This is a genomic window from Achromobacter spanius, assembly GCF_002966795.1.
GTDB classification, from domain to species: domain Bacteria; phylum Pseudomonadota; class Gammaproteobacteria; order Burkholderiales; family Burkholderiaceae_B; genus Achromobacter; species Achromobacter spanius_D.
In genome coordinates this window covers 1,114,960-1,138,664 of record NZ_CP023270.1, presented here as the reverse complement: position 1 = coordinate 1,138,664, position 23,705 = coordinate 1,114,960, and the positions used below count along the sequence as shown (strand labels likewise).

Sequence of the window (23,705 nt, the reverse complement as noted above, 5' to 3'; positions counted from 1 at the left end):
AGGACTTTTTATGCGTATTGCTATTGCCGGCGCCAACGGCCGCATGGGCCAGATGTTGATCGAGGCCATTCTCAAGGCCGATGGCCTGGAACTGACCGTCGCGCTGGAACACCAGGGCTCCGCCTCGCTGGGCCGCGATGCCGGCGCCACGCTGGGCAAGCAGACGGGCGTGGCCATCACGGACGATCTGGACGCCCTCGCCAGCGCCGATTGCCTGATCGACTTCACCCGCCCCGAAGGCACGCTCAAGCACCTGGAAGCCTGCGTCAAGCATGGCGTGAAGGCCGTCGTCGGCACCACTGGCTTTGACGACAATGGCCGCGCCGCGATCGAAGTCGCTGCGCAAAAGACGGCCATCGTGTTCGCCCCCAACATGAGCGTGGGCGTCAACGCCACGCTCAAGCTGCTGGACATGGCGGCCCGCATCCTGAACGCCGGCTATGACGTCGAAGTGTTCGAAGCGCATCATCGCAACAAGGTTGATGCGCCGTCGGGCACCGCTCTGAAGATGGGCGAAACGATTGCGTCCGCCTGGGACGTCGCGCTGCCCGACGTCGCCACCTGGAGCCGCCACGGCGACACCGGCGTGCGCAAACCCGGCACCATCGGCTTTTCGGTGCTGCGCGGCGGCGACATCGTCGGCGACCACACCGTGTCGTTCTGCGGCATCGGCGAGCGCATCGAGATCACGCACCGCTCGTCCAGCCGCGCGACCTATGCGGAAGGCGCACTGCGCGCCGCACGCTTCCTGGAAGGCAAGACCAACGGCCTGTACGACATGCAGTCCGTGCTGGGCCTCTGATCCGATCCCCAGCGCAAAAAAAGGACCCCTCGGGGTCCTTTTTTTGTGCCGTGTTCCTGCCGCTCTCTTGACGCGGCCGGCCAGGCGCGGCCGGCCAGGCGCGGCCGGCCAGGCGCGACCGGTCACACCACGACAGGCTCGGGCTCCAGCCGCACGCCATAACGGTCAGCCACGGCGTCCTGCACTGCGCGCGCCAGGCCCATGATGTCCGCAGCCGTGGCGCCGCCGCGGTTGATCAGCACGAGCGCCTGGCGATCGTGCACGCCAGCTGCGCCCAGCGCCTTGCCCTTCCAGCCGCATTGGTCGATCAGCCAGCCGGCAGCCAGCTTGTAGCGGCCATCGGCCTGTGCATACGACACCAGGCCGGGAAAGCGCGCCGTCAGCGCATCGCGCTGCGCAGCCGGCACGATAGGATTCTTGAAGAAGCTGCCCGCATTGCCGGTGACGGTGGGGTCCGGCAGCTTGGCGCGCCGGATCTCGCAGACCGCCTCGAACACGTCGCGCGCGCTGGGCGATCCGGCCGCCAGCCGCGCATGACGTTGCAGATCGGGATACTCCAGCACCGGCCGCCAGGGCCGAGGCAACGCAAAGCGCACGCTCACGATGATCCAACGGCCGGGCTCGTCATGCTTGAACGTGCTGTCGCGGTACGAAAACCGGCAATCGGCCGCCTGCATCTCAACAAAGCGCGCCTTGCGCACATCCCACGCCGTCAGGCCATGGAAGCGTTCCTGCAGCTCGACGCCGTACGCACCGATGTTCTGCACGGGCGAGGCGCCCACCGTACCGGGAATCAATGCCAGGTTTTCCAGGCCATCCCACCCCTGCGCCACGCACGCCGACACGAACCCGTGCCAGTTCTCGCCGCCCGCCGCCTCGACGATCCACGCGTCCGGCCGCGCCTCCAGCAGGCGGACCCCCTGAAAAGCCACGCGAGCGACCAGACCCGGCACGCGCTCGGGCAGCACCACGTTGCTGCCGCCGCCCAGCACCAGCAGCGACGGCGCCGCTTGCGCGAGCGCCGACAAGGCAGGCAATTGCGCGGGATCGCGCAGCGCGACGAACGCGTCGGCCCGGGATGCGAGTCCCAGCGTGTTCAGGCAAGTGAGGTCCTGCGCGGCCGGACACAAGGAATCGGGCGCGGGTCCGTCGAAGGAATTTGACATGGGTGCAACGTGGTGTGCTATAGTTTCTGTCTTCGCTCAGTTTACTTGATTGAGTGCTTGACCCGATTTGAACTTCAAATCGCAGCCAGCCAGACCGGCACAGGACAAGCTCAAAAAATCGTGCTAGACTGCGCGCCTTCTGATCGATAACCAAGTTGATCAGAGTGAATAAGAAAAGCGGTTCTGAGAAGTTTGCGGAACCAATGCGGGAGTAGCTCAGTTGGTAGAGCGCAACCTTGCCAAGGTTGAGGTCGCGAGTTCGAGACTCGTCTCCCGCTCCAGATTTTGATCTGCAGCATTTTCCAATGCTGCAGTTCGTTGAAAGCAAGGGCCGAAAGGCCCTTTTTTCATGCCTGAAGGCCAAGTCTTGCAGTACACACGGACCGGCTTGAGGGATGAAAAAATTAATGTATACTCTCGCCTCGCTGATCGCACAGCCGCCGGAATCGTCAAGATCCAAACGGGCCTTCAGCGAGTAGGACAGTATGCAAATGCGGGAGTAGCTCAGTTGGTAGAGCGCAACCTTGCCAAGGTTGAGGTCGCGAGTTCGAGACTCGTCTCCCGCTCCACGAATTTACGTGGGCATGGACCAACGTCCACAGCTCATTGAAAGAAGGCCGAAAACTATGTTTTCGGCCTTTTTTTCGTTCATCGGCGCCCACTCGCCTCCGGCTGCATCCACGCGGATCAACGCCATCTCATTCCAATTCATCAGGGCGCACCCGGGCCACGGGAACGCATTCTGGCGACCTGCCGGGAATGACGCTTGAATCCAAGCCTTCCCTGCTGGCGGACTGCGTTGCGTGATGAGCCCTCTGATTTGGATGAGGTATTCAAGCGGCTTTTCTGATTAATCTGATTCCGCGACTACATCCTCCATGAAATGATCCGCCGTTGCCCGATGGTCGGCATTTCACCCGGCACCCAGTTATCGAATTTGTCGATCTATCGATTAACTCTCCCAGGGATGCATTCAAAATTGGTCCGCCTTTTCCAGCGCCTTCTCCAGCGCCTGCGCCACGCCCGCACCTGCCGTGTATTTCATGCGGCATCAACCGTAAAACAAGAACAACATCTCGGTTTCAGCCTCGTCGTAACTGTCTTGCTGGCCCTGCTTGTATGCACTGTTGCCCCAACCTCCGCGGCGCCCACGGCCGACCCTGCCCAAGCAAAACCCGCCAAGCCGCTGACCTTCAAAGAAGCGCTTAGCGCCGAACTGGAAATTCTGCGCAATCCCATGGTCCAGCTCATCCTTGATCGCGGCGGAAGCATCGGTGACGGGAAGCTGCTGGAGGTGATCGATCAGGCCCAGCAGGCGGGCATAGCGGGCGACCTGCCCGAGGATGTCGTCGCTCGGCTCGAGGTCTGGCGAAAAGAGCGCGCTATAGAAGAGGCTTACCGTAAGGCGCCGTGGGTTCACGGGCCGGCCCGCATTGCGATCAAGGGGCCTGTCTATTTGCAGGTGCCTAAAGGATTCAAGTATCTGGCGCCGGAGGCAGCTGAAATGCTGCCGCACGGCTACAAGACGCTTTCATCTCGTGCGTTGGTGAGCAACGATGACGACACCTTTGGCGCATTCATCACAGTATCCGAACCCGGACACTTCGCGCCCGAGCAACTGGCGCTGAATGCCGACAGCATCCTCCACAGAATTCAAGACAAATTCACCAACCCTCTGAGGAACGCCAAAGGGTTCATGGACATCCAGCACGGCATTGTCGCCAAGCCAGAATGGATAGACCCCCCGCATTACGACAAGGAGCGGCACGTGGTGTCGTGGTCGCACACCGAGCCCCGACAAACGTCACCACGCATGTTCGCGGCTCGTCTTGGCAAGACGTGGGCTGCGGAGCTTCAAGTGATCACGCCAGGAGATTCAAGTACGGAAACACCGATCATGCGCGCACAAAAAGTGGCGGCGGCAATCGAGTTTTCGCCCGGTGAGGGTTATGACGACGCAGACACCCGCACACCGAAAGCTGGGATGTCAATGATCGATGTGATCGGAGGGCGGGAGTTCAAATACATACCCTACATCGCGCCGCAGCCAAGTACCTGGGAGACTATCAAGACACCCTTGCTCCGGGTTGCGCCCCTGATGTTTTTGATCCTTGCCTTACTCGTTGGTGCCATCCGGGCTCGCAAGGAAGAATGAAATCTTGCTCTAGCCCAAGACATCCACCCGCATTGCAAACCCGCCAAAAAGCATGTACACTCGCTGTCTTTGGTGAACAGCACCCCTAGCGGTCAACACCAAAGACAGCAGTGAATATGTACACAAGCAGTACCTGATGTACATAAGCAGTACCCTGCGGGAGTAGCTCAGTTGGTAGAGCGCAACCTTGCCAAGGTTGAGGTCGCGAGTTCGAGACTCGTCTCCCGCTCCAAATACAAAGAGGAAGCATCGGCCCACACCGCGCTTCCTTTTTTCTTGCAAGTGCTGGCGCAATGGCAGAGTGGTTATGCAGCGGATTGCAAATCCGTGTACGTCGGTTCGATTCCGGCTTGCGCCTCCAGCATCTTTTCCCCCTCCCCCTCTCATCTCGTTACCCATCCCTACGCCCGGTCAGCCGGATGATTGTTATGGTGACCCCGTTTTCATTTGAACGATGAGTCCATGCACAACATCCCGGAATCGCAGCCGCGCCGCTCGGCTACCCGCCCCGCTTTCCTCAGCCTGTCCGCCGCCGCGCTGATCGCACTTGCGCCGCTGGCCGCGGAGGCGCACGACAAGCACCATCACCACCGCCACAAGGGCGGCGAGTACAAGGAAAAGTATTGGGATGGCGCTTGCAAGGTTGAACGCAAGTGGAAGCGCAACGGCGACTACAGCGAAAAGCGCAAATGCCGTGACGACTATGCTTATGGTTACGCGCCGCAACCCGTGGCGGTACCCGTGATGCCGGTGCAGCCTGGCATCGTCATCTCGCCCACGATCGTCATCCGCCCCTGAGACCATGGATCAATCGGTAAAGGACGCCCTCGCCCGCTGGCCGAATGTGCCGGCCGTCTTCGGATGGCTGTCGCTGGATGCGCGCGGCCGCTGGCGTCTTCATCCGCAGGGCCAGGCCAATGACGGCGGGCCGGGCGAGCCGATCACCAATACGCAGATTCTGGAATTCATCAGCCGCAATTACGAGCGCGATGACGCGGGCCGCTGGTTTTTCCAGAACGGCCCGCAGCGGGTGTTCGTGCGTCTGGACGCGGCGCCCCTTGTGTTGCGGCTTGCCGATGACAATCGCGGCCTCATCACGCACACGGACGTGTCCATCGACGCGGTCAGCGCGTGGTGGCTGGATGATGAAGGCCAGCTCTACGCATCGACGCCGATGGGCGCAGGCATCGTGCTCGATCGCGATTTGCAGCCGCTGCTGGAGAGGATGCGGACGCAAGCCGGAGAACCCCTGCTGGACGCGCTGGCCGAACTGGCGGCTAGCCATTCGATGACAGCCCTCTGGCCTGACGTGTACGCGGCTGCGCCGCTGCACGCAATCGCGCAGGCGGACATCGCCGCGCGCCTGGGATTCGACCCCGCCCCGCACGCCCCCGCGGCCTGACGGGTCAGCGCAAACTCAAAACATCCCGTTGCCGTTGGCGGCCTTCTCGGGGATGGGTTGCACGGCATCCCAATGCTCGACGATCTTGCCGCCTTCCAGGCGAAAGATGTCGATGATGGCGTTGCCGCGCGTGCCCGGCTCGCGCACCGCGTGGACATGCAGGATGACGTAATCGCCATCCGTGAACACGCGCTTGATTTCGCTATGCGAGGCGGGATACTTGTCGCGCAGGAATGCGATGAATTGCCGGAAGCCTTCCGGGCCGTCCGCCGCGTTGGGATTGTGCTGCACATAGCGATCACCGACGTACTTGAGCGCAGCGTCCGCGTCTTTCTGGTTCAGCCCTTTTTCATAGAACGCCAGCACAGCCGCCTTGTTGGCGGCTTCCTGTTCGGGGGTGGCTTGAGCAGCGCAGGCCAGGACGGAAAACAGCAGTGCGGCAAACGCGCGCAGGAACACAGGCCGTGACATATCGACTCCGGTAAAAAGTGAAAAAGGGCGAGGCCATTCTATGGCCCCGCCCTCGCGCGGGCCACGTCCGGCCCGGTAAACAGTTTGATGCGCGGAGCGCTCAGCAGTGTGATGCCGCCAGCGCTCAGCGGCGACCGCTTTTGACCAGCGCGAACTTGCCATCGCCCAGCAGCGCCAGCACGGCCGCCGCCACCGTCAGGAAGATCGGATATTCCCAGCCGCCGCCCGGGTTGCCGAAACCCCAGCCATTGCCGAAGTGGACCGTCGAGGCCGCAAAGAGCTGCACCACGGCAATCGCAGCCACCCAGCGCGGCACCACGCCCAGGATCAGCAGGATGCCGCCGGCCACTTCAAAGAACGTGACGGGATAGGCCAGCCAGCTTGCGAAGCCGATCTTAGCGAAGAACTGCGCCGTGCCAGGCAGCGTGAACACCAGCAGCTTGGTCAGTCCATGGGCCAGGAACATCACGCCCAGCGCCACGCGCAAGAGCAGCGCGGCATACGGCGCGGTACGGGAATCAATCATTGCAGTCATCCTTGTGCAGATAAGCGAATCGTCCGGAGCGGGCAGATTCTTCATGGGCCGTATTCTTGCGATTCCAAAAACAAAGATAAACATGCAGAATTGCAAATTATTGTTCCTCGATAGGAAACAATCTTGGACACCCATACCGCGATGCAGACCTATGCGAAGGTCGTGGAACTGGGCTCATTTGCGGCAGCAGCCGACAAGATGGGTCAGGCGCGATCCGTGGTGACGCGGCAGATCGCGTATCTGGAGCAGAAGTACGGCGTACGGCTGCTGAATCGCACCACCCGCAAGCTCAGCATGACCGACGCCGGGCGCGCCTTCTACGAACGGGTCCGGCCCATTCTGGCGGAGGTCGCCGATCTGGAGCTGTCGCTGCAGGCCGAAGGCCAGCGGCCCAGCGGACGGTTGCGGGTCAGCGCACCCGTGTCCTTCGGCATCCTGCATCTGGGGCCGGCCATCGCCGAGTACCTGCAGCGCTATCCGGACGTGGTGATCGATCTGGATCTGAACGATCGCGTGGTCGATCTGGTCGAGGACGGCTACGACGTCGCGGTGCGCATCGGCCCGCTGGTGGATTCGTCACTGGTGGCCAGGCCGCTTGCGCCGCAGCAACTGCTGGTCTGCGCAGCGCCCTCGTATCTGAAACGCCACGGCTCGCCCGCCGTGCCGGAAGACCTGAAGCAGCATCGCTGCCTGCATTACGCCTATGCCAGCACGGGCAATGAATGGCATTTCGAGAAGGACGGCGTGACCCATCTGGTGCGCGTGAACGCGGCGCTGCGGGCCAATAACGGCGACGTGCTGCGCACCGCCGCGCTGGCCGGGCACGGCATCATCCTGCAGCCGGAATTCCTGGTGGGGGACGACATACGCGCCGGCCGTTTGACCGCGCTCCTGACCGGCTATGCCCACACGCCGATCTCCATGGTCGCCGTCTACCCGCACCGCCGCTTTCTGTCGCCCAAGGTGCGGTCGTTCGTCGAGCACCTGGAAGCGCGGTTCGGCAGCCCCGCGCCCACCCCGCCGGCCCGGCGCGCCACGACTCGCCGCAGCCGTTAGAATCGTACCCATGACCGCCAAATCGCCCCTCGAATACTTCCCCGCTCCGCGCCGTTCCCACTTTTGCAGCCAGTGCGGCTCGCCGGTAAACCGCCGCGTGCCGGAAGGCGACAACCGCGAGCGTGACATCTGCGATCATTGCGGGGCGATTCATTACCAGAACCCGCGGTTGGTGGTCGGCACCGTGCCCGTCTGGGAAAACCGCGTGCTGCTCTGTCTGCGCGCCATCGAACCCCGCTACAACACGTGGACCCTGCCGGCCGGCTTCATGGAACTCGGCGAGAGCACGGCGCAAGGCGCGGCCCGTGAAACGCTGGAAGAATCCGGCGCCAAGATCCAGCTGGGCGACATCTACACCATCATCGACGTGCCGCAGATCGAGCAGGTGCATGTGTTCTACCTGGCCCAGGCGATGGGTCCGGAGCTGGATCCCGGCCCGGAAAGCCTGGAAGCCCGCTGGTACGACGAGGCCGATATTCTCTGGGACGACCTGGCGTTTCGCACCGTCGCCAGCACCCTGCGCCTGTTCTTCGAAGACCGCAAACGCGGCACCTTCGGCCCGCATCACTACACCTTAGAATCCCACCGTTGAAACTGCCCTGGCTTGCCGCCGACACCCCGTTTCCCCCTGCGGAATTTGCGCTGACGGATCCGGACGGCCTGCTGGCCGCGGGCGCGGACCTGTCGCCGGAACGCCTGATCCAGGCCTATTCCAACGGCATCTTTCCCTGGTACTCGGAAGGCGAGCCCGTGTTGTGGTGGAGTCCCGATCCGCGCATGGTGCTCCCCGTGAAGGACTTCGCGCCGTCGCACTCGCTGCGCAAGCTGCTCCGCCAGATCGCCGCGCGGGAATACGAAGCCACGCCCAGCGTGCAGGTGCGCGTGGATACCGTATTTCCGCAGGTCATGGCGGCCTGCGCCGCGCCGCGCGACGGCCAGCCGGGCACTTGGATCACCGCCGCCATGCAGGAGGCCTACCGTCAATGGCATGAGGCCGGCGTCGTGCACAGCATCGAAACCTGGATCGACGGGGAATTGGCGGGCGGCTTGTACGGCATCAGCCTGGGACGCATGTTCTTCGGCGAATCCATGTTCACCCGCGTCCCGAATGCGTCGAAGATCGCGCTGGCGCATCTGGTTCGCTACCTGGATGCGCAGGGCGTCGAATGGATCGACTGCCAGCAGCAGACGCGCCATCTGGCCAGCATGGGCGCCGCCCCCGTGCCTCGGGAACGCTTTCTGCGGCATGTCCGGCAAGCCACCCAGCAGCCGGGGATTCCGTGGTCGCAAGGCCGGCTGGACACGCGTGGACAGCTGCATCCGGATACACCCTAGGGGACGGATTGCAGCCTGCGTTAAGCGTTAATATGGAGCCACTCCCGTCCCGGATTTGCCGCTTTCATGCGGGATATCCGATACGCCAGCTCCCATGAGCCAGCTCCAATGAGCCAGCTGAAAGAACTTCCCTTCTCCACGCTGCAGTTTTACGCAACCGCCCCCTACCCTTGCAGCTATCTGCCGGGTCGCCAGGCCCGGTCGCAGGTCGCCGCGCCCGGACATCTGATCAACGCGGGCACGTATTCCCAACTGGTGGAACAGGGCTTTCGCCGCAGCGGCCTCTTTACCTACCGACCTCATTGCGACAACTGCCACGCCTGCATTCCCGTGCGGGTGGACACGGCGGGCTTCGCTCCCAACCGCAGCCAGCGCCGCGCGTGGCGCGATCATCAGCATCTGCAGTCGTTCGTGGCGGAGCTGGCGTGGTCGCCCGAGCACTACCGGCTCTACACCCGCTACCAGCAGGGCCGGCATCCGGGCGGCGGCATGGACGAAGACAGCCGCACGCAATACGCGCAGTTCCTCTTGACCAGCCGCGTCAACACCCGACTGGTCGAGTTCCGAAACGCCGAGGGCGTACTGGTGATGGTCTCCATCATCGACGTGCTGGACGACGGCCTGTCCTCGGTCTACACGTTCTACGACCCGGACATCGCCGATGGCCTGGGCACGTACAGCATTCTGTGGCAGGTCGAACAGTGCCGCGCACTGAACCTGCCGTGGCTGTATCTGGGCTACTGGATCGCCGATAGCCGCAAGATGTCCTACAAATCCGCCTTCCGTCCGGCGCAGTTCCTGGTCGACGGGGAATGGCGCGACAGTCCCGAGCGTCCGCCCCTCTGAATCCGCTTGGGGATCGATCGGGATCGGCGGGGACGGATCAAATCGCTCTACAATCCCGCCCCATGTCTATCCTTTTCCACGCCTACCCCCTGGCCCGCCCGGCGCTGTTCGCCATGGACGCGGAAACCGCCCACGAAGTCACTTTGTCGGGCCTGCAGCGCGCCTACGAATGTGGCGCCACGCGCAAGCTCATGCACGCGCAGCCCAAGGCTCCCTGCACGCTGATGGGGATGCAGCTGGCCAACCCGATCGGGCTGGCCGCCGGCCTGGACAAGAACGGCGCCTATATCGACGCGCTGGGCAACCTGGGTTTTGGCTTCATCGAGGTCGGCACGGTCACCCCGCGCGCGCAGCCCGGCAATCCCAAGCCGCGCATGTTCCGCCTGCCGCGCGCCAATGCGCTGATCAACCGGCTGGGCTTCAACAACCAGGGACTGGACGCGTTCCTGGCCAACGTGCAGCGCAGCACGTGGCGCAAGCAAGGCGGGATCCTGGGCCTGAACATCGGCAAGAACGCGGACACGCCCATCGAACGGGCCGCCGACGACTACCTGATCGGCCTGGATGGCGTGTACCCGCATGCCGACTATGTCACCGTGAACATTTCGTCGCCCAATACCAAGAACCTGCGCGCGCTGCAAAGCGGCGACGAGCTCTCCGCGCTGCTCGCGCAGCTGGCCGACAAGCGCCGCGCCCTGGAAGACCAGCACCAGCGCCGGGTGCCGATGGCGGTGAAGATCGCGCCGGACCTGACGCAGGAAGAGATCGACGCCATCGCCGAGATCCTGCCGCGCCACGGCATTGACGGCGTCATCGCCACCAACACCACGCTGTCGCGCGACGCGGTGAAGGGTCAGGCCCACTCGGACGAGGCAGGCGGCCTGTCCGGCGCCCCGGTGCATCAACTGTCGCTGGCGGTGATCCGCCGCCTGAAGGAACGGCTGGGCAACAGCCTGGCCATCATTGGCGTGGGCGGCGTGCTGTCTGGCCGCGAGGCCCGCGAAAAGATGGAAGCCGGCGCCGACGCGGTGCAGCTCTACACGGGCCTTATCTACCGCGGCCCCGGTCTGGTCGGAGAATGCGTGCGCGCCGTGGCGCCCCGCTGACCGGCATATAAAGCCAAAAACGCAGGCAAAAAAAGGGGCCACCCTGTGGGTGGCCCTAATTCCAGCTCTGCTCTGTCACTCAACAGTACTACATTACTGCGCTTTGCGCAGCACCGTGCGCCAAATACTTAGGCGCTGCGGCGGCTGCGGCCGGCAACCTTGGTGGCGGCGTCGGCGGCGTCCGTGGCGGCCTTGAAGGTCGCGTTGGCGGCGGCGTTCAGGTTCGACTCGGCGACTTCAGCGGCCTGCTTGGCGGCCTTGGTCATCGAATCGTAGGCGCTGGTCGCGGTGGCCAGCGAGGACTTGATCAGGGCAACGGCGCTTTCGGAACCGGTCGGGGCGTTCTTGGAGAACTGGTCGACGGCTTCGCTCAGCTGTTGCTGGCTTTCGGCGATCTGTTCTTCGGTCAGCTTGACCAGGCTGCCTTGCACGCCAGCAACGATGTCATACACGTGCTTGGTGTAGGCCAGGGCCTTTTCGGCGCCCGGTTGCAGCAGGCCCGTCGCGAACGCGGCGGCTTCCTGCGGATCCTTGACTTCAGCGGCTTGCTGCGACTTCTGGGCGACTTCGTCCAGGGTGGCCTTCACGACCTTCAGGTTCAGCTCGACCAGCTTTTCGAAGCCGGCGAAGACGGCCGTCTGGGCAGCCACGATGGTGTTGATGCTGGCCTTTTGACGGTCCAGAACTTGTTGCGGAATTGCGCTCATAGAATGCTCCTCTCAGGGTAGCCGGAGGCTGTCCGGCAATAAGGATGGTTGTCTGCGACGAAATAAAAAACGTGCGCGGAAACTGGTACTACAAGCTACCGCCGGCCCGTTTGATGCACTGCACAATTGCCATTCTAGACCGGGTAAAAAACTTGTCAAGCAGTTTTTGTGCGGCGCAACAAGTGTTTGCACTTTAACGGTGCACGCGCCTGCCAGGGCTTGATTCTGCTCAATGACTTGCCGGAACTCGGGAAATACCGGACATGACGCGGTATCAATTCTTTTCTACACTGTTTTCACGCTGATGACAGACAAATACCAATGATATGTCAGCGAAAGATAACTAATCGCAGCAAGCAAAACCCTGCAATCGGAGACCTCATGACTTTCATTCCCCGCACGCTTTCGGCCCTACTCGCGGCCGGTGCCCTGTTCGCGGCCGGCGCCGCGCACGCGGAATACCCGGAACGCCCCATCAACATGGTGGTGCCGTTCGCGGCAGGCGGCCCGACGGACAACGTCGCCCGCTCCCTTGCGGAAGCCATGCGGCCCAGCCTGGGCCAGACGGTCGTCGTTGAAAACAAGGGCGGCGCCGGCGGCACCATCGGCACCACCCAGGTCGCCCGCGCCCAGCCGGACGGCTATTCCATCCTGCTGATGCACGCCGGCTTCTCGACCGCCCCCTCGCTGTACAAGAATCCGGGGTATGACCCCTTCACGAGCTTCGAGCCCGTTGGTCTGGTGGTCGACGTGCCGATGACCATCGTTGCCCGTTCGGACTTCCCGCCCAACACCATCGCCGAGCTGGCTGACTACGTCAAAAAGAACAAGGACAAGGTGTCGCTCGCCAACGCCGGCATCGGCGCCGCCAGCCACCTGTGCGGCACCATGCTGGTCGAAGCCCTGGGCGTGCAACTGCTGACCATCCCGTACAAGGGCACCGCCCCCGCCATGAACGACCTGCTGGGCAAGCAGGTCGACCTGATGTGCGACCAGACCACCAACACCACGCAGCAGATCGAAGGCGGCAAGGTGAAGGCCTACGCCGTGACCAGCCTGAAGCGCGTTCCCACGCTGCCCAAGCTGCCGACCATGGACGAGTCCGGCTATAAGGGCTTTGAAGTGGGCATCTGGCATGGCATGTGGGTGCCGAAGGGCACGCCCAAGCCCGTGGTGGACAAGCTGGTCAAGAGCCTGCAGGCCGGCCTGGCCGACCCCAAGTTCCAGGAGCGCATGAAGCAACTCGGCGCCACCGTGCTGACGTCGGAAGCCAACCCCGACGCGCTGACCGCCAAGGTCAAGCAGCAGGTCCCGCAGTGGGCCGAGCTGTTCAAGAAGGCCGGCATCGAAAAGCAATAACCCTGCACCGAGAGGCCGTCCGCTTCGGCGGCGCCTCTTGCGGCAACGGCCCAAAAAAGAAGCCCCCTCACGGGGGCTTTCTGTTTTGGCGTGGACCGCGGCTACGGCCGCATGGCTTCGGCCGCCAGGCCCAGGCCGTTGAAGCCTGCGGAAACCGAAGGTTCGTAGCCGAGGGCTTCGGAAATACTGGCGGCGGTTTCGACCAGCGCCTTGATCCAGTCGTCCTGCAGGCGTTCGGCGGGCGCCGAGATGGAGAGCCCCGCCACCAGCTTGCCGGTATCGTCGAAGATGCCGGCCGCGATGCAGCGGACACCCAGTTCCAGCTCTTCGTTGTCGCGGGCGTAGCCGTGGCGGCGCACCAGGGCCAGCTCCCGTTCCAGCTTGTCCAGGTCGGTCAGGCTGTTGCGCGTATGGCCGGCCAGCCCCGTGCGCAGCGCGTAGGCGCGCACCTGACGCGTGTCGCCGGTGGAGAGAAACAGCTTGCCGGTGGACGTGAGATGCAGCGGCGCGCGGCCGCCGATGGCCCGCACCACCTGCATGCCGGAGCGTTCGCTCCAGGCGCGGTCGATGTAGACGATCTCGTCGCCCTGCTGGACGGAAAGATTGATGGTCTGCCCCGTCAGCTTGTGAAGCGACCGCATGGCGGGAATGGCGGCTTCGCGCACGTTCAGGCGCCCCTTGACCAGCGATCCCAGCTCCAGCAGGCGCATGCCTAGCTGATACAGGCCGTTGTCGACCCGCTCGACATAGCGGCCGACAACCAGGTCGTTCAGGATGCGGTGGGCAGTGGACGCGTGCAGACCGGTGGTGGCCGAGAGCTCTTTGAGCGTGACGGGATCCGGTTGCGCGGCCAGGGCGTCGAGCAGACGCATCGCGCGTTCGATGACCTGAATGGCGATCGGATGGGCGGAAGCGCCTTCGGTTTCGGCGTCCAGCGGATTACGAGGGGTGGGAAGACGGGCCATGGAATTTTGGGCTGGCGCCGCCACGCAAGACACGCGTTGCGGCAATGCAGCAAACAGTTCTTATCCCGTATTGTGAAATTTACCAGCCGGTTTGGCAATCAGTATTTGAGCGGCAGGCGCCACCGGCGGCACCCCGCCGGTGCGCGAATCAGGCCGCTGCCGGGGGCGCCAGCTTGCCGCCCAGGCGCAGAACTTCGGCCCGCAGGAACTCCAGGGCCGCTGCGGCGGCCTCGGGTTCGCCCTTTACGCCAAGCTCGATATGGGGCGTGCCGCCTGCCTCGCCGACGCTGGGCAGACTGAACGCGCGCACGTCGGGCCAACGGCTTTCCACGGTGACCATCGACGGCGTGATACGCGATTCCGGCATGCTGAAAACCAGGAAGGAATGCTCGACGTGCGCGCGCACATGCTGCAGCGCACGATAGCGGGTGTCGAGCGTCCATTCCAGCATGGGCCACGCCATGACGGGAAAGCCCGGCACGAAGGTGTGGTCCTGGATGAAGAAACCGGGAATGCGGTTGTACGGATTGGGGACGATCTCGCAGCCTTCGGGGAACATGCCCATCTGCAGGCGCTGCTGGTTCTCCGGCGCGCTCATGTCGGCGGTGCCTTGCCCCTTTTCCGCCATCTCGCGCGTGCGCAGCGCGATGGCTTCCTCGGCTTCGGGATGCAGCGCCAGCGGCAGGCCAAGCGCGGCGGCCGCGGCCTGGCGGGTATGGTCGTCGGGCGTGCCCCCGATGCCGCCACACGAAAACACGACGTCGCCCGTGGCGAAGCTGCGCTTGTAGGCGTCCACCAGACGGTCGCGCTCGTCAGGCAGGAATTCAGCCCAGCTCAGGTGCATGCCGCGCGCGCCCAGCATCTCGACGATCTTCGAAAAATGCTTGTCCTGGCGCCGTCCCGACAGGATTTCATCGCCGACGATGATGAGGCCGATACGGCGGGCGGTGGATTCTGCAGCCATGTCCGATTCCATTGATGAGAAAAGACGCCGGTCAGACGTCGATGACGCGGTCCTGCCGCAGGCGCTTGAGGGCTTCCAGGCCGTAATGCGCATAGACCAGCGCGGAAAACACCGGCAGGATAATCCAGGCAGGCGGCAGCAGGTTCAGCAGCGAGCAAATAAGACCGATGGTCCAGAAGCCGCCGTTGTTGCGTTCGAGGATCAGTTTGCGTTCGTCCGGGCTGGCGTGTTCGACGATTGCGTCCACGCGCATCATTCGCGAAAACGCGAAGGCCCACCAGAAGATCGACAGCACGATGGCCATGGGTGGCACCAGCCAGAGCGGCAGCGTCAGCAGCCAGCCGGCGGCGAACGCCACGGAAACCCACACGGCGTTCCACACGCTGACCGCGGTGGAGAACTTGCCGCGCCGGCCCACGGTGGCGTATTCACGCTGGCCAACGTGGCGCAGCACCAGCGGCATGACGAAGACGGCGGCGATGGCCAGCCCCAGGATGCCGGACACCGGCAGCAGGATGGCCGCGGCAATGATCGGAATCAGCCAGATCTTGAGCGAGAAAATGCCGACCGCGACGAACCATTGGTCGACGCGATTGACGACGTCCCATTGCGACACCTCGGCACGCAGCCAATCGTTCAGCGGCGTCCAGAAAAACCAGAGCAGCACAATGGCGCCAACGAGCGCAATGAGAAAAGGCAGCAGCACCGCGAACAGCATGGTCGGGTGGCACTGCGACACGAGCGCGCGCTTGAACGCCTGCCCCACGCTTACGGCGCCCGCGCCGGCGCCGGACAGGCGGCCGTTCCCGGGGGTGGGAGTGTCAGTACGCAGAACGGTCATGGCAATCAAATTGAGGGGTGAACAACCCGGGTATGATAGTCAAACCCGCCCCGATCCGCTCACATGTCACTGCTTACACCCGGTACCGATCTTGCCCCGCTTCGCGCGCGGCTGGGCGCCACGCCCAACACCTGGCTTATCGCCTGTTTCTGCGCCGCCTGGTGCGACACCTGCGAAGAATACAAGCCCAAATTGCAGGCACTGGCCAGCGCGTTGCCGCAACACGTCTTTGCGTGGGTCGACATCGAGGATCACGCCGAACTGCTGGGCGACGTGGACGTCGAGAACTTCCCCACGCTGCTGGTGCAGATCGGCGATCGCGTCGTGTTCTACGGCCCCATGCTGCCGCACATCGGCCACCTGGAGCGCCTGCTGGAAAGCCTTAGCGAAGACAGCGCGGCCGTGAACACCGCCCTGCCCGATCTGCCGCGAATGCTGGCCGCCTGACATCGCGGCTCGCCCAACAAAAAACCCGCAACGCCTGAAGGCCTTGCGGGTTTTTGTTGGGATCGACGCGGGCTGCGATCAGGGCTTGCGGCTGCCGCCGAGCAGGACGGCAAGCTGGCGCTTGGGCGCCGACGAGGGCGACGCATTGCTGCGCGAATCCTGTTCTTCGGCCGGCGCGGCCGTCGTCGAGGGTTCGTAAGGCTTAAGGAAAAAGTCGTCGACCGGTTGGCGCGAGCCGCCGGCATGGTGGCTGGAGCGGCGGTCCGAAGAACGGCCACGATCGCCACGATCGCCGCGGCTTTCGCGGCCGCCCTCGCGCCCTTCGCGCGAATGCGAGCTACCGTCGCTGCGGCGATGGCTGCGTGCGATCAGGTCGGCCGGCACGTCGAGCGTGCCACGGGGCACTTCGCGCTTGATCAGCTTTTCGATGTCGAGGAGGAACCGTTCTTCGTCGGCGGTGAACAGGGCAATGGCTTCGCCCGATGCACCCGCTCGGCCCGTACGGCCGATGCGGTGCACGTAGTCTTCGGCGTTGTACGGCAGGTCGTAGTTGATGACGCAGGGCACGCCCGCGACGTCCAGGCCGCGCGCGGCCACGTCGGTCGCGACCAGCACTTCGAGTTCGCCCGCCTTGAAGGCTTCCAGGGCCTTCATGCGGTCGGCCTGGGTCTTGTCGCCGTGGATCGATTCGGCCTTGACGCCGTCGCGTTCCAGTTCGCGCGCCAGGCGCGCGGTGCCGATCTTGGTGTTCGAGAAAACAATGACTTGATTCAGGCCGCGCGACTTCACCAGATGCACGACGGCGGCGCGCTTGGCGTCGCTGGTCATCTTGTAGGCGATCTGCGTGATGGTCGTGGCGGTGGCGTTGCGGGCCGCCACTTCGATTTCCACAGGCTGGTTCAGGTACGAACGGCCCAGCTTGCGGATCTCGTTGCTGAACGTGGCCGAGAACAAGAGGCCCTGGCGCTGCGCGGGCAGCAGCCGGATGATGCGTTCGAGATCCGGCAGGAAACCCATGTCGAGCATGCGGTCTGCTTCGTCCAGCACCAGGATGCCGACCTGGCTGAGGTTCACGTTCTTTTGTTCAACGTGGTCGAGCAGGCGGCCCGGCGTGGCGACCAGCACCTCGCAGCCGCGGCGCAGCGCTTCTTTCTGCGGACCGATATCCACGCCACCGAACACGACGGCCGAGCGCAGCGGCGTCTTCTTGCTGTAGCGCTTGACGCTCTCAAAGACCTGGTCCGCCAGTTCACGCGTGGGCGCCAGGATCAACGCGCGCACCGGATGCCGGGCGGGCGAGGCACTGGTGTTGGCCAGCGGCATCAGGCGATGCAGGATCGGCACCGTGAAGGCCGCCGTCTTGCCGGTGCCGGTCTGCGCGGCGCCCATGACGTCACGACCCGACACCACAACGGGAATGGCCTGCGCCTGGATGGGCGTGGGGGTGGTGTAGCCGGTTTCGGCGATGGACTGCAACAACAGGGGATGCAACCCGAAATCGTCGAACGTCGGCGCGGGCGCGGGCGCGTCAGCGGTGGGTGCTGCGGTTTGAGTGGATTCAGTCATCAGGGGTTAGGCAAGTACCGGGACCAGTGAAAAAGAACAAAACGAGAGTGCTGCATGCACTGCTACATAAGGCATCGGGGCATCCATGCTGGATTCGATACTTATGAGGGCAGTACCAGGCCCGGATTGCTGTGGATTGATGAATTTTAGCGCAGCCGCCTTACCACACGGTCAAACGGCCGGTTTGGGGGTCGGTCGGCCGCACGATCCAACCGCCCGCCGAGGCAAAAAAAGCGTCTGGAGTGTCCACCCAATGGACGATGCAGCCGTGGATTTGCGGCCGTCAGCTGGCCAGCCAGCGCAATCCCCAGAGCACCAGCATGCCCACCACGATCACCAATACCGCGCTGCGCGTAAGCAGGAATACCAATATGGCGACCAGCCCGGCGACGAGTTTGTAGTCGAAGACGGGACCGAGCCCGGCTTTCCAGGGCAGCAGGTCCGGGACCACGATGGCCGTCAGCGCCGCGGCGGGTGCGTAGCGCAAGGCGCGGCGCACATTGTCGGACAGCGGAATGTAGTCGCCAAACAGCATGAACCCCGCGCGCGTCAATACGCTGCACAGGGCAAGCAGCAGAATGGCGGAATAGACGTAGAGTTCCCAGGACCAATTTGTCATGGACGCGCCTTGAAGAAGCGTTCTGCCCACATGCCGGCAATGACGCCGGAGATAACCGCGGCGGCCAGCCCGAGGCGCAGCGGCATTGCCTGCCCCACCCAGGCGACGACGCCGGCTGCCAGCATGGACACCAGCATGGGTTTGGAACTGGCCAGCGGCACCGTGATGGCCAGCAGCGCCAGCACGGCGGCAAAATCCAGGGACCAATCGGTGGGCACCTGCGCGCCCAGGTAAATACCCACGATCGACGAGGACTGCCAGACCAGCCAGCCCGGCACGATGGAGCCCAGGAAGAACCAGAGCTGCTCGCGCGTGCCGCGTTCGACCGAGTCGCCAAAACGGGGCATGAACAGCACAAAGCCCATGTCGGTCGTGAAATAGCCGAGCCCCAGCCGCTTGGGCCAGGACAGGTGGCGGAAATACGGCTGCAAGGCAGCGCCGAAGATGATGAAGCGCAGGTTCACGACGCAGCCGGCGGCAAAGATCAGCCAGAGCGGCGCGCCGGCGGCGATAAGAGGCAACGAGGTGAGCTGGGCCGAACCGGCGTACAGCAGCAGCGTCATGGCAAGCGCCATGGATTCGGTCAGTCCGGACTTGACCATCGCCACACCGGTGACCAGGCCCCAGGTCGCCGTGGCGATCAGGGCGGGCACGATGGCGTGGACGCCGGCACGGAAGGCGGTCACGCGTTCCTGGCGGACCAGGACTGGGTCTTCGGATTCAGGAAGCGCGGATTCAGAGGACAACGGCTGGCCCCTGGCGATTCAGACAGGACGACATGGATACTCGATGGGAATGAACACGCGACAGCCCGTTCGCCCGCCGGCATCATGCTGCGCGAGGGCTTTCGCCCCGCACCGGTGCGCGAATAGGCCCGTATTGTAACCTCGACGCTTGATACAATAGCGCCCTCAAGATTCTTGGCCCCCATGGCCTGGCGCGCGGCGGCAGGTCTGGCGCGCACTGTGTGGAGAAGACCATGTCGATGGCTGACCGCGACGGTTTCATCTGGTATGACGGCAAGCTCGTTCCATGGCGAGACGCGACGACGCATGTCCTGACGCATTCACTGCACTATGGTCTGTCCGTCTTCGAAGGCGTGCGCGCCTACCGCTCCACGCTGGGCACCGCCATCTTCCGCCTTGAAGACCACACCAACCGGCTCTTCAATTCGGCGCATATCTACCAGATCCCCATGCCGTTCGATCGCGACACGATCAACGAAGCCCAACGGCTGGTCGTGCGCGAAAACCAGCTTGAATCCGGCTATCTGCGCCCCCTCGTGTTCTACGGCCCCGAAAAAATGGGCGTGTCGCCCAAGGGTGCGCGGGTGCACGTCGCCATCGCGGCGTGGCCCTGGGGCGCCTACCTGGGTGAAGAGGCCCTGTCGGATGGCATCCGCGTGAAGGTGTCTTCGTTTGCGCGCCAGCACGTGAATGTCACGATGCCGCGCGCCAAGGTCGCCACCACCTACGCCAATTCCATCCTGGCCAACACCGAAGCGCTGCAGGATGGCTACGACGAGGCCCTGCTGCTGGACACCGACGGCTTCGTGGCCGAAGGCTCCGGCGAAAATCTGTTTCTGGTCAAGGACGGGGTGCTCTGCGAGCCCGAGATCGCGTCCGCGCTGACCGGCATCACACGCTCCACCATTCACGCCCTGGCGGCCGACCTTGGCCTGCGCGTGGTCACCCGCCGGCTGACGCGCGACGACGTCTACATTGCCGACGAGGCCTTTTTCACCGGCACGGCCGCTGAAGTCACGCCCATCCGCGAGGTCGACAACCGCCAGATCGGCTCCGGCCGGCGTGGTCCGGTCACCGAACTATTGCAGAACGCGTTTTTTGACGTGGTGAATGGCCGCAACCCGAAGTACCATCACTGGCTAAGTAAAGTCTGAAGTCTGATTCGCGCGGTTTTGCGAAGCAAGACCGCATCATTGTTTCAACCTGCCGTATATCGGTTCTTTTTTCAGGAATATCCATGACCGCTGCTGCTCCGGCCGCCGTCTCCCGCGCTAACGAAGTCATTGAGGTCGGCGCCGAAGACCTTCCCGTGTTCTGTCCCGGTCCCAAGGCTCCGCTCTGGAGCATGCACCCCCGCGTCTTCCTGGACGTGGCCCGCACCGGCTCCGCAAGCTGCGCCTACTGTGGCGCCGAGTACCGCCTGAAAGCCGGCACGGTGCTGCACGGCCACCACTGAGCCACACCGCCCCATAACACGCTTAACCGTTTCAGCAGCCATGTTCGCCACGCCCGAAGAAGCAGAACACGCGTTCTACGAAGCCCTTGAGCAGGCGGACGCTGTCCGCCTGATGCAGGTCTGGGCCGACGACGAGGAAGTCGTATGTATCCATCCGGGAGGCCTGCGCATCGTCGGCCATTCCGCGGTACACGAGTCCTGGCAACAGGTGCTGTCCAACGGTCCGCTGCATGTGCGTCCGCTGCGCCCGCTCGTCATGCTCAGCATGATGTGCGCGGTGCACGTGCTGGTCGAACAGGTGGCGGTGCGCACGCGTGAAGGCACGCAGTTCGCCAACTGCTACGCCACCAACATCTACCACAAGGGCCCCACCGGCTGGCGCATGGTCATGCACCATGCCTCGCAGGCGCCCTCTGAAGCCGGGGTGCTCGACCTGCACGATGTGCCCGACATGCTTCATTGATCGGGGTGGATTCCCAGTTGGCCGCTGCTCGTCTTGATACAACGCCCTGCCCCGTCCCGCCCTGGCTTCCGGGGGGCGACAGCCAGACGGTTTACGCCGCTCTGTTCGCGCAGTATCACCGCATCGCGTTCGTGCGCGACCGCGTCGACACACCCGACACGGACTTCGTCGACTTCGACTGGACCGGGCCCGGGCTGTTTCCGCACAAGGCCGCCGACGGCGCGCCGGTAAGCGGCCAGCGTCCGGTCGGCAATGGCAAGACCGCCGCGGCGCGCTGGATGACGGACGCCGACTGGAAGTCGCTGCCGCAAACTCCCGACACCCCTGCCCTGATCCTGTTCCACGGCCTGGAAGGCGGCAGCAACAGCCGCTACGCGCAGTCTGTCGCGCATTACTTCCGGGCGCGCGGCTGGATCGTGGTGATCGCGCACTTCCGCGGTTGCTCAGGCGTTCCCAACCGCCTGGCCCGCGCGTATTACTCCGGCGATTCGGCCGAGGTCGGTTTCCTGCTGAACACCGTGCGCCAGCGCATTCCGCACGCGCGCTGGCATGCCGTCGGCGTATCGCTGGGCGGCAACGCGCTGTTGAAGTATCTGGGGGAACACCAGGAAGACACTACGTGGCTGACCGCCTGCGCCGGCGTGTCCGCGCCGCTGGATCTGGTCGCCTGCGGCAAGACGCTATCCACCGGCATCTTCAACCGGCGCGTCTACACGGCGCACTTCCTGAAGACGCTCAAGCACAAGGTGCTGGAAAAGGCGCACCGCTTTCCGGGTTCCATCGACGTCATGCGCATCGCGCATGCGCACGACCTGCGCGAGTTCGACGATACCTACACCGCGCCGATGCACGGCTTTCGCAATGCGCTGGACTACTGGACGCGCGCGTCCAGCAAGCCGTGGCTGCCCAAGATCGCCGTGCCGACGCTGGTGCTGAACGCACGCAACGATCCCTTCATCCCTGCCGCCTCGCTACCCAAGCCTGAAGAATGCGCGCCGGGCATCCTGCTGCATCAGCCTTCCGATGGCGGACACGCGGGCTTTCCGACGGGCAGCTTCCCGGGGCATCTGAACTGGCTGCCCCAGCGGCTGGGGCGGTTCTTCGAAACGGGCCTGTAGGGCCCGTCAGCCCGACTTGAAGCGCTCGAGCAGCCGGCGCTCTTCAGCCAGCTTGTCCTTCACTTCCTTGATCTGCACGTCGATCTGCGACTGCTCGTAGAAGTCCTTGGACAGGCCGCGCGCCTGTTGAAGCTGCGATTCCGCGGCGGCATACGCGCCCGTCATGACGTAGTAACGCGCCAGATCGCGGCGAGCCTGCACCGGCTTTCCGTTGCGCTCTTCGCTTTGCGCCAGCATCTGGTAGAGGCTGGGCTCGTCGCTGCCCCACTGCTTGATCTTGGCGCGCAGGTAATCCTGCGCCTCGGCATGCCGCCCGTTGCCCTGCAGCGCCTGGGCGTATGCGATGCCCAGCGCGCGATGGTCCGGATAGCGCTTGGTGCCCGCCTGGGCCAGCGACAACGCCTGCGGAAAATCCTTGCGCGCCAGGGCAATGTCCACGGCCAGCTTGGCCAGCTGGGGCGAACTGCGGCCATCGGCGGACGCCAGATTCCAGTAGCGTTCCGCTTCCGCGAGATTGTTGCGCTGATAGTTCTGCAAAGACAGCCCGTAATAGGCCGCAGACTGGCGCACGCCCGAAAGGGCCTGGGCCTCGTCCTGCAATTGCTGCCCGGCCGTGCGCAGGCCGACCGTATCGCGGCCCTGCGCCACGCGCATCTTGGCGCGGACGTACCAGAAGTCGTCGCTGTCCAGATGGCGCGTGGCCGGCAGCGCGCGGGCGCGGTTCTGCACGTCGGACATACGCTCGATCGACAGCGGGTGGGTGCTGGCCCACGATCCACCGCCCGCGCCTTCGTTCAGGCGCGATGCGTTCATCAGGCGCGCAAACATCTGCGACATGCCGTCGGCGTCGTAGCCGGCCTTGGTCAGCATTTGCAGCCCGGCGCGATCGGCCTCGCGTTCGGCGTCGCGCGAAAAGCCCAACTGGCGGTTGATGGCGGCCGCCTGGCCGAAGGCGGCCACGCCCATGGACAGGTTGCCGCCGCCGCCCGCCAGCGCAGCGAGCAGCGCGCCCGCCAGGCTGGCCAGCATGAGCATGCCATTCTGATTCTGCTGGGTCATGCCGCGCGCGATGTGGCGCTGCACGACGTGGCCGATTTCGTGGGCCACCACGGCCGCAAGCTCGGACTCGCTGGCCGACGACACGATCAGGCCCGTATTGATCCCGATGAAGCCGCCCGGCATCGCGAACGCGTTGATTTCAGGGTCGCGTACGCCGAACATCTCGACCTCGGGCACGCCGCCGGGCGCAAATTGCGCCAGCTTGCGCCCCATCGTGGTGAGGTACTGACTGAGTTCGGAGTCGTCGATGTAGGAGGGGTCGCGGCGGCCCTGCGACATGATGGCTTCGCCGAGCGTGCGCTCCAGCATCGGCGACAGGTCGGACGACGAGGCGGCGCCCATGGACGGCAGCCCGACCGGCTGCGCCCATGCGGTGACGGGAGCAACGGGAATGGCGAGCGCCGCGCAAAGACTGGCGATCGCGCCCCGTTTCGCAATCGAGCAAATGGATGGCATGTTCCTGCGGTTCATAAGCCTATGATAGCGATGAGCTTAAAATGTTTCATCGAATCCTCAACGAG

26 protein-coding genes and 4 tRNA genes are annotated in these 23,705 nt (G+C 64.2%); 19 read left to right on the top strand and 11 right to left on the bottom strand.

Annotation, left to right across the window (positions count from 1 at the left end; genetic code table 11):
- The first annotated feature begins 10 nt into the window (after positions 1–10).
- Positions 11–802 carry a 4-hydroxy-tetrahydrodipicolinate reductase gene (gene dapB, locus CLM73_RS05075; RefSeq protein WP_105237574.1) on the top strand — a complete coding sequence of 264 codons (792 nt, stop codon included), beginning with the start codon at positions 11–13 and terminating at the stop codon, positions 800–802.
- A 122-nt stretch (positions 803–924) separates the two neighbouring features.
- Here dapB and murB read toward each other — a convergent pair whose 3' ends face one another.
- Positions 925–1,968 carry a UDP-N-acetylmuramate dehydrogenase gene (murB, locus tag CLM73_RS05070; RefSeq protein WP_105237573.1) on the bottom strand — a complete coding sequence of 348 codons (1,044 nt, stop codon included), beginning with the start codon at positions 1,966–1,968 and terminating at the stop codon, positions 925–927.
- Positions 1,969–2,173: 205 nt separating this feature from the next.
- Between murB and CLM73_RS05065 the strand changes: the two genes are divergently transcribed.
- The 7 genes from CLM73_RS05065 (at position 2,174) to CLM73_RS05035 (ending at position 5,525) form a co-directional block, all read left to right on the top strand.
- Positions 2,174–2,249: transfer RNA gene (locus CLM73_RS05065), tRNA-Gly, on the top strand.
- Positions 2,250–2,461: 212 nt separating this feature from the next.
- A tRNA-Gly gene (locus CLM73_RS05060) sits at positions 2,462–2,537 on the top strand.
- Positions 2,538–2,869: 332 nt separating this feature from the next.
- Positions 2,870–4,123 carry a DUF2167 domain-containing protein gene (locus CLM73_RS05055; protein WP_158685826.1) on the top strand — a complete coding sequence of 418 codons (1,254 nt, stop codon included), beginning with the start codon at positions 2,870–2,872 and terminating at the stop codon, positions 4,121–4,123.
- Between the two features lie 156 nt (positions 4,124–4,279).
- A tRNA-Gly gene (locus CLM73_RS05050) sits at positions 4,280–4,355 on the top strand.
- Between the two features lie 55 nt (positions 4,356–4,410).
- Positions 4,411–4,484, top strand: a tRNA-Cys gene (locus CLM73_RS05045).
- A gap of 101 nt (positions 4,485–4,585) precedes the next feature.
- On the top strand, positions 4,586–4,921 hold the full coding sequence (locus CLM73_RS05040; RefSeq protein ID WP_199778257.1) for a hypothetical protein: 336 nt from the start codon (positions 4,586–4,588) through the stop codon (positions 4,919–4,921).
- A 4-nt stretch (positions 4,922–4,925) separates the two neighbouring features.
- Positions 4,926–5,525 carry a DUF2946 family protein gene (locus tag CLM73_RS05035; RefSeq protein ID WP_105237571.1) on the top strand — a complete coding sequence of 200 codons (600 nt, stop codon included), beginning with the start codon at positions 4,926–4,928 and terminating at the stop codon, positions 5,523–5,525.
- Between the two features lie 15 nt (positions 5,526–5,540).
- Here CLM73_RS05035 and CLM73_RS05030 read toward each other — a convergent pair whose 3' ends face one another.
- Both CLM73_RS05030 and CLM73_RS05025 read right to left on the bottom strand, forming a co-directional pair.
- A complete protein-coding gene (locus CLM73_RS05030) occupies positions 5,541–5,996 on the bottom strand; it encodes a nuclear transport factor 2 family protein (RefSeq protein WP_105237570.1) in 456 nt (151 codons plus the stop codon).
- A 124-nt stretch (positions 5,997–6,120) separates the two neighbouring features.
- Positions 6,121–6,522: a DoxX family protein gene (locus CLM73_RS05025; protein ID WP_105237569.1), complete on the bottom strand. Its 402-nt coding sequence runs from the start codon at positions 6,520–6,522 to the stop codon at positions 6,121–6,123.
- Between the two features lie 132 nt (positions 6,523–6,654).
- On the opposite strand from CLM73_RS05025, the gene CLM73_RS05020 reads away from it, so the two are divergent.
- The 5 genes from CLM73_RS05020 to CLM73_RS05000 all read left to right on the top strand — a co-directional run bounded on the left by CLM73_RS05020 (position 6,655) and on the right by CLM73_RS05000 (position 10,874).
- Positions 6,655–7,587, top strand: coding sequence for a LysR family transcriptional regulator (locus tag CLM73_RS05020; protein WP_234015811.1), 933 nt, complete (start codon positions 6,655–6,657; stop codon positions 7,585–7,587).
- 10 nt (positions 7,588–7,597) lie between these two features.
- Positions 7,598–8,179 (top strand): NUDIX hydrolase, encoded by a 582-nt coding sequence (locus CLM73_RS05015; RefSeq protein ID WP_105237568.1) that lies wholly within the window; start codon positions 7,598–7,600, stop codon positions 8,177–8,179.
- Positions 8,176–8,922 (top strand): leucyl/phenylalanyl-tRNA--protein transferase, encoded by a 747-nt coding sequence (gene aat, locus CLM73_RS05010; RefSeq protein ID WP_105237567.1) that lies wholly within the window; start codon positions 8,176–8,178, stop codon positions 8,920–8,922. Before CLM73_RS05015 ends, aat begins: the two co-directional genes overlap by 4 nt.
- A 108-nt stretch (positions 8,923–9,030) precedes the next feature.
- Positions 9,031–9,768: an arginyltransferase gene (locus tag CLM73_RS05005; protein WP_105237566.1), complete on the top strand. Its 738-nt coding sequence runs from the start codon at positions 9,031–9,033 to the stop codon at positions 9,766–9,768.
- A gap of 62 nt (positions 9,769–9,830) precedes the next feature.
- Positions 9,831–10,874 (top strand): quinone-dependent dihydroorotate dehydrogenase, encoded by a 1,044-nt coding sequence (locus CLM73_RS05000; protein WP_105237565.1) that lies wholly within the window; start codon positions 9,831–9,833, stop codon positions 10,872–10,874.
- Between the two features lie 128 nt (positions 10,875–11,002).
- On the opposite strand, the gene phaP is transcribed toward CLM73_RS05000, so the two are convergent.
- Positions 11,003–11,581, bottom strand: coding sequence for a TIGR01841 family phasin (phaP, locus tag CLM73_RS04995; RefSeq protein ID WP_105237564.1), 579 nt, complete (start codon positions 11,579–11,581; stop codon positions 11,003–11,005).
- A 381-nt stretch (positions 11,582–11,962) separates the two neighbouring features.
- On the opposite strand from phaP, the gene CLM73_RS04990 reads away from it, so the two are divergent.
- Entirely contained in the window at positions 11,963–12,940 is a 978-nt protein-coding gene (locus CLM73_RS04990; protein WP_056568785.1) for a tripartite tricarboxylate transporter substrate binding protein BugD, read from the top strand.
- A gap of 101 nt (positions 12,941–13,041) precedes the next feature.
- Here CLM73_RS04990 and CLM73_RS04985 read toward each other — a convergent pair whose 3' ends face one another.
- From CLM73_RS04985 to CLM73_RS04975, 3 genes are all read right to left on the bottom strand, one after another.
- Positions 13,042–13,905: an IclR family transcriptional regulator gene (locus CLM73_RS04985; protein ID WP_105237563.1), complete on the bottom strand. Its 864-nt coding sequence runs from the start codon at positions 13,903–13,905 to the stop codon at positions 13,042–13,044.
- 148 nt (positions 13,906–14,053) lie between these two features.
- Positions 14,054–14,869 carry a competence/damage-inducible protein A gene (locus tag CLM73_RS04980; RefSeq protein WP_105237562.1) on the bottom strand — a complete coding sequence of 272 codons (816 nt, stop codon included), beginning with the start codon at positions 14,867–14,869 and terminating at the stop codon, positions 14,054–14,056.
- 31 nt (positions 14,870–14,900) lie between these two features.
- Complete coding sequence (locus CLM73_RS04975) at positions 14,901–15,710, bottom strand: EI24 domain-containing protein (protein ID WP_105237561.1); 810 nt, start codon at positions 15,708–15,710, stop codon at positions 14,901–14,903.
- 63 nt (positions 15,711–15,773) lie between these two features.
- Here CLM73_RS04975 and CLM73_RS04970 point away from each other — a divergent pair, with 63 nt between their 5' ends.
- Complete coding sequence (locus tag CLM73_RS04970) at positions 15,774–16,157, top strand: thioredoxin family protein (protein WP_105237560.1); 384 nt, start codon at positions 15,774–15,776, stop codon at positions 16,155–16,157.
- Between the two features lie 78 nt (positions 16,158–16,235).
- Here the strand turns inward: CLM73_RS04970 and CLM73_RS04965 are convergent, their stop codons facing one another.
- The 3 genes from CLM73_RS04965 to CLM73_RS04955 form a co-directional block, all read right to left on the bottom strand.
- A complete protein-coding gene (locus tag CLM73_RS04965) occupies positions 16,236–17,723 on the bottom strand; it encodes a DEAD/DEAH box helicase (RefSeq protein WP_105237559.1) in 1,488 nt (495 codons plus the stop codon).
- A 283-nt stretch (positions 17,724–18,006) separates the two neighbouring features.
- Positions 18,007–18,342, bottom strand: coding sequence for an AzlD domain-containing protein (locus tag CLM73_RS04960; RefSeq protein WP_105237558.1), 336 nt, complete (start codon positions 18,340–18,342; stop codon positions 18,007–18,009).
- A complete protein-coding gene (locus tag CLM73_RS04955) occupies positions 18,339–19,088 on the bottom strand; it encodes an AzlC family ABC transporter permease (protein ID WP_199778256.1) in 750 nt (249 codons plus the stop codon). Before CLM73_RS04955 ends, CLM73_RS04960 begins: the two co-directional genes overlap by 4 nt.
- 233 nt (positions 19,089–19,321) lie before the next feature.
- Here CLM73_RS04955 and CLM73_RS04950 point away from each other — a divergent pair, with 233 nt between their 5' ends.
- The 4 genes from CLM73_RS04950 to CLM73_RS04935 all read left to right on the top strand — a co-directional run bounded on the left by CLM73_RS04950 (position 19,322) and on the right by CLM73_RS04935 (position 22,125).
- Positions 19,322–20,242, top strand: coding sequence for a branched-chain amino acid transaminase (locus CLM73_RS04950; protein ID WP_105237557.1), 921 nt, complete (start codon positions 19,322–19,324; stop codon positions 20,240–20,242).
- 83 nt (positions 20,243–20,325) lie between these two features.
- Entirely contained in the window at positions 20,326–20,544 is a 219-nt protein-coding gene (locus tag CLM73_RS04945) for a zinc-finger domain-containing protein (RefSeq protein WP_056568810.1), read from the top strand.
- 40 nt (positions 20,545–20,584) lie between these two features.
- Positions 20,585–21,007 (top strand): YybH family protein, encoded by a 423-nt coding sequence (locus tag CLM73_RS04940; RefSeq protein ID WP_056568813.1) that lies wholly within the window; start codon positions 20,585–20,587, stop codon positions 21,005–21,007.
- Positions 21,008–21,024: 17 nt separating this feature from the next.
- Positions 21,025–22,125, top strand: a complete 1,101-nt coding sequence (locus CLM73_RS04935) for a YheT family hydrolase (protein WP_105237556.1) — start codon at positions 21,025–21,027, stop codon at positions 22,123–22,125.
- 6 nt (positions 22,126–22,131) lie between these two features.
- Here CLM73_RS04935 and CLM73_RS04930 read toward each other — a convergent pair whose 3' ends face one another.
- Positions 22,132–23,655: a M48 family metalloprotease gene (locus CLM73_RS04930; RefSeq protein ID WP_105237555.1), complete on the bottom strand. Its 1,524-nt coding sequence runs from the start codon at positions 23,653–23,655 to the stop codon at positions 22,132–22,134.
- Positions 23,656–23,705 lie beyond the last annotated feature (50 nt).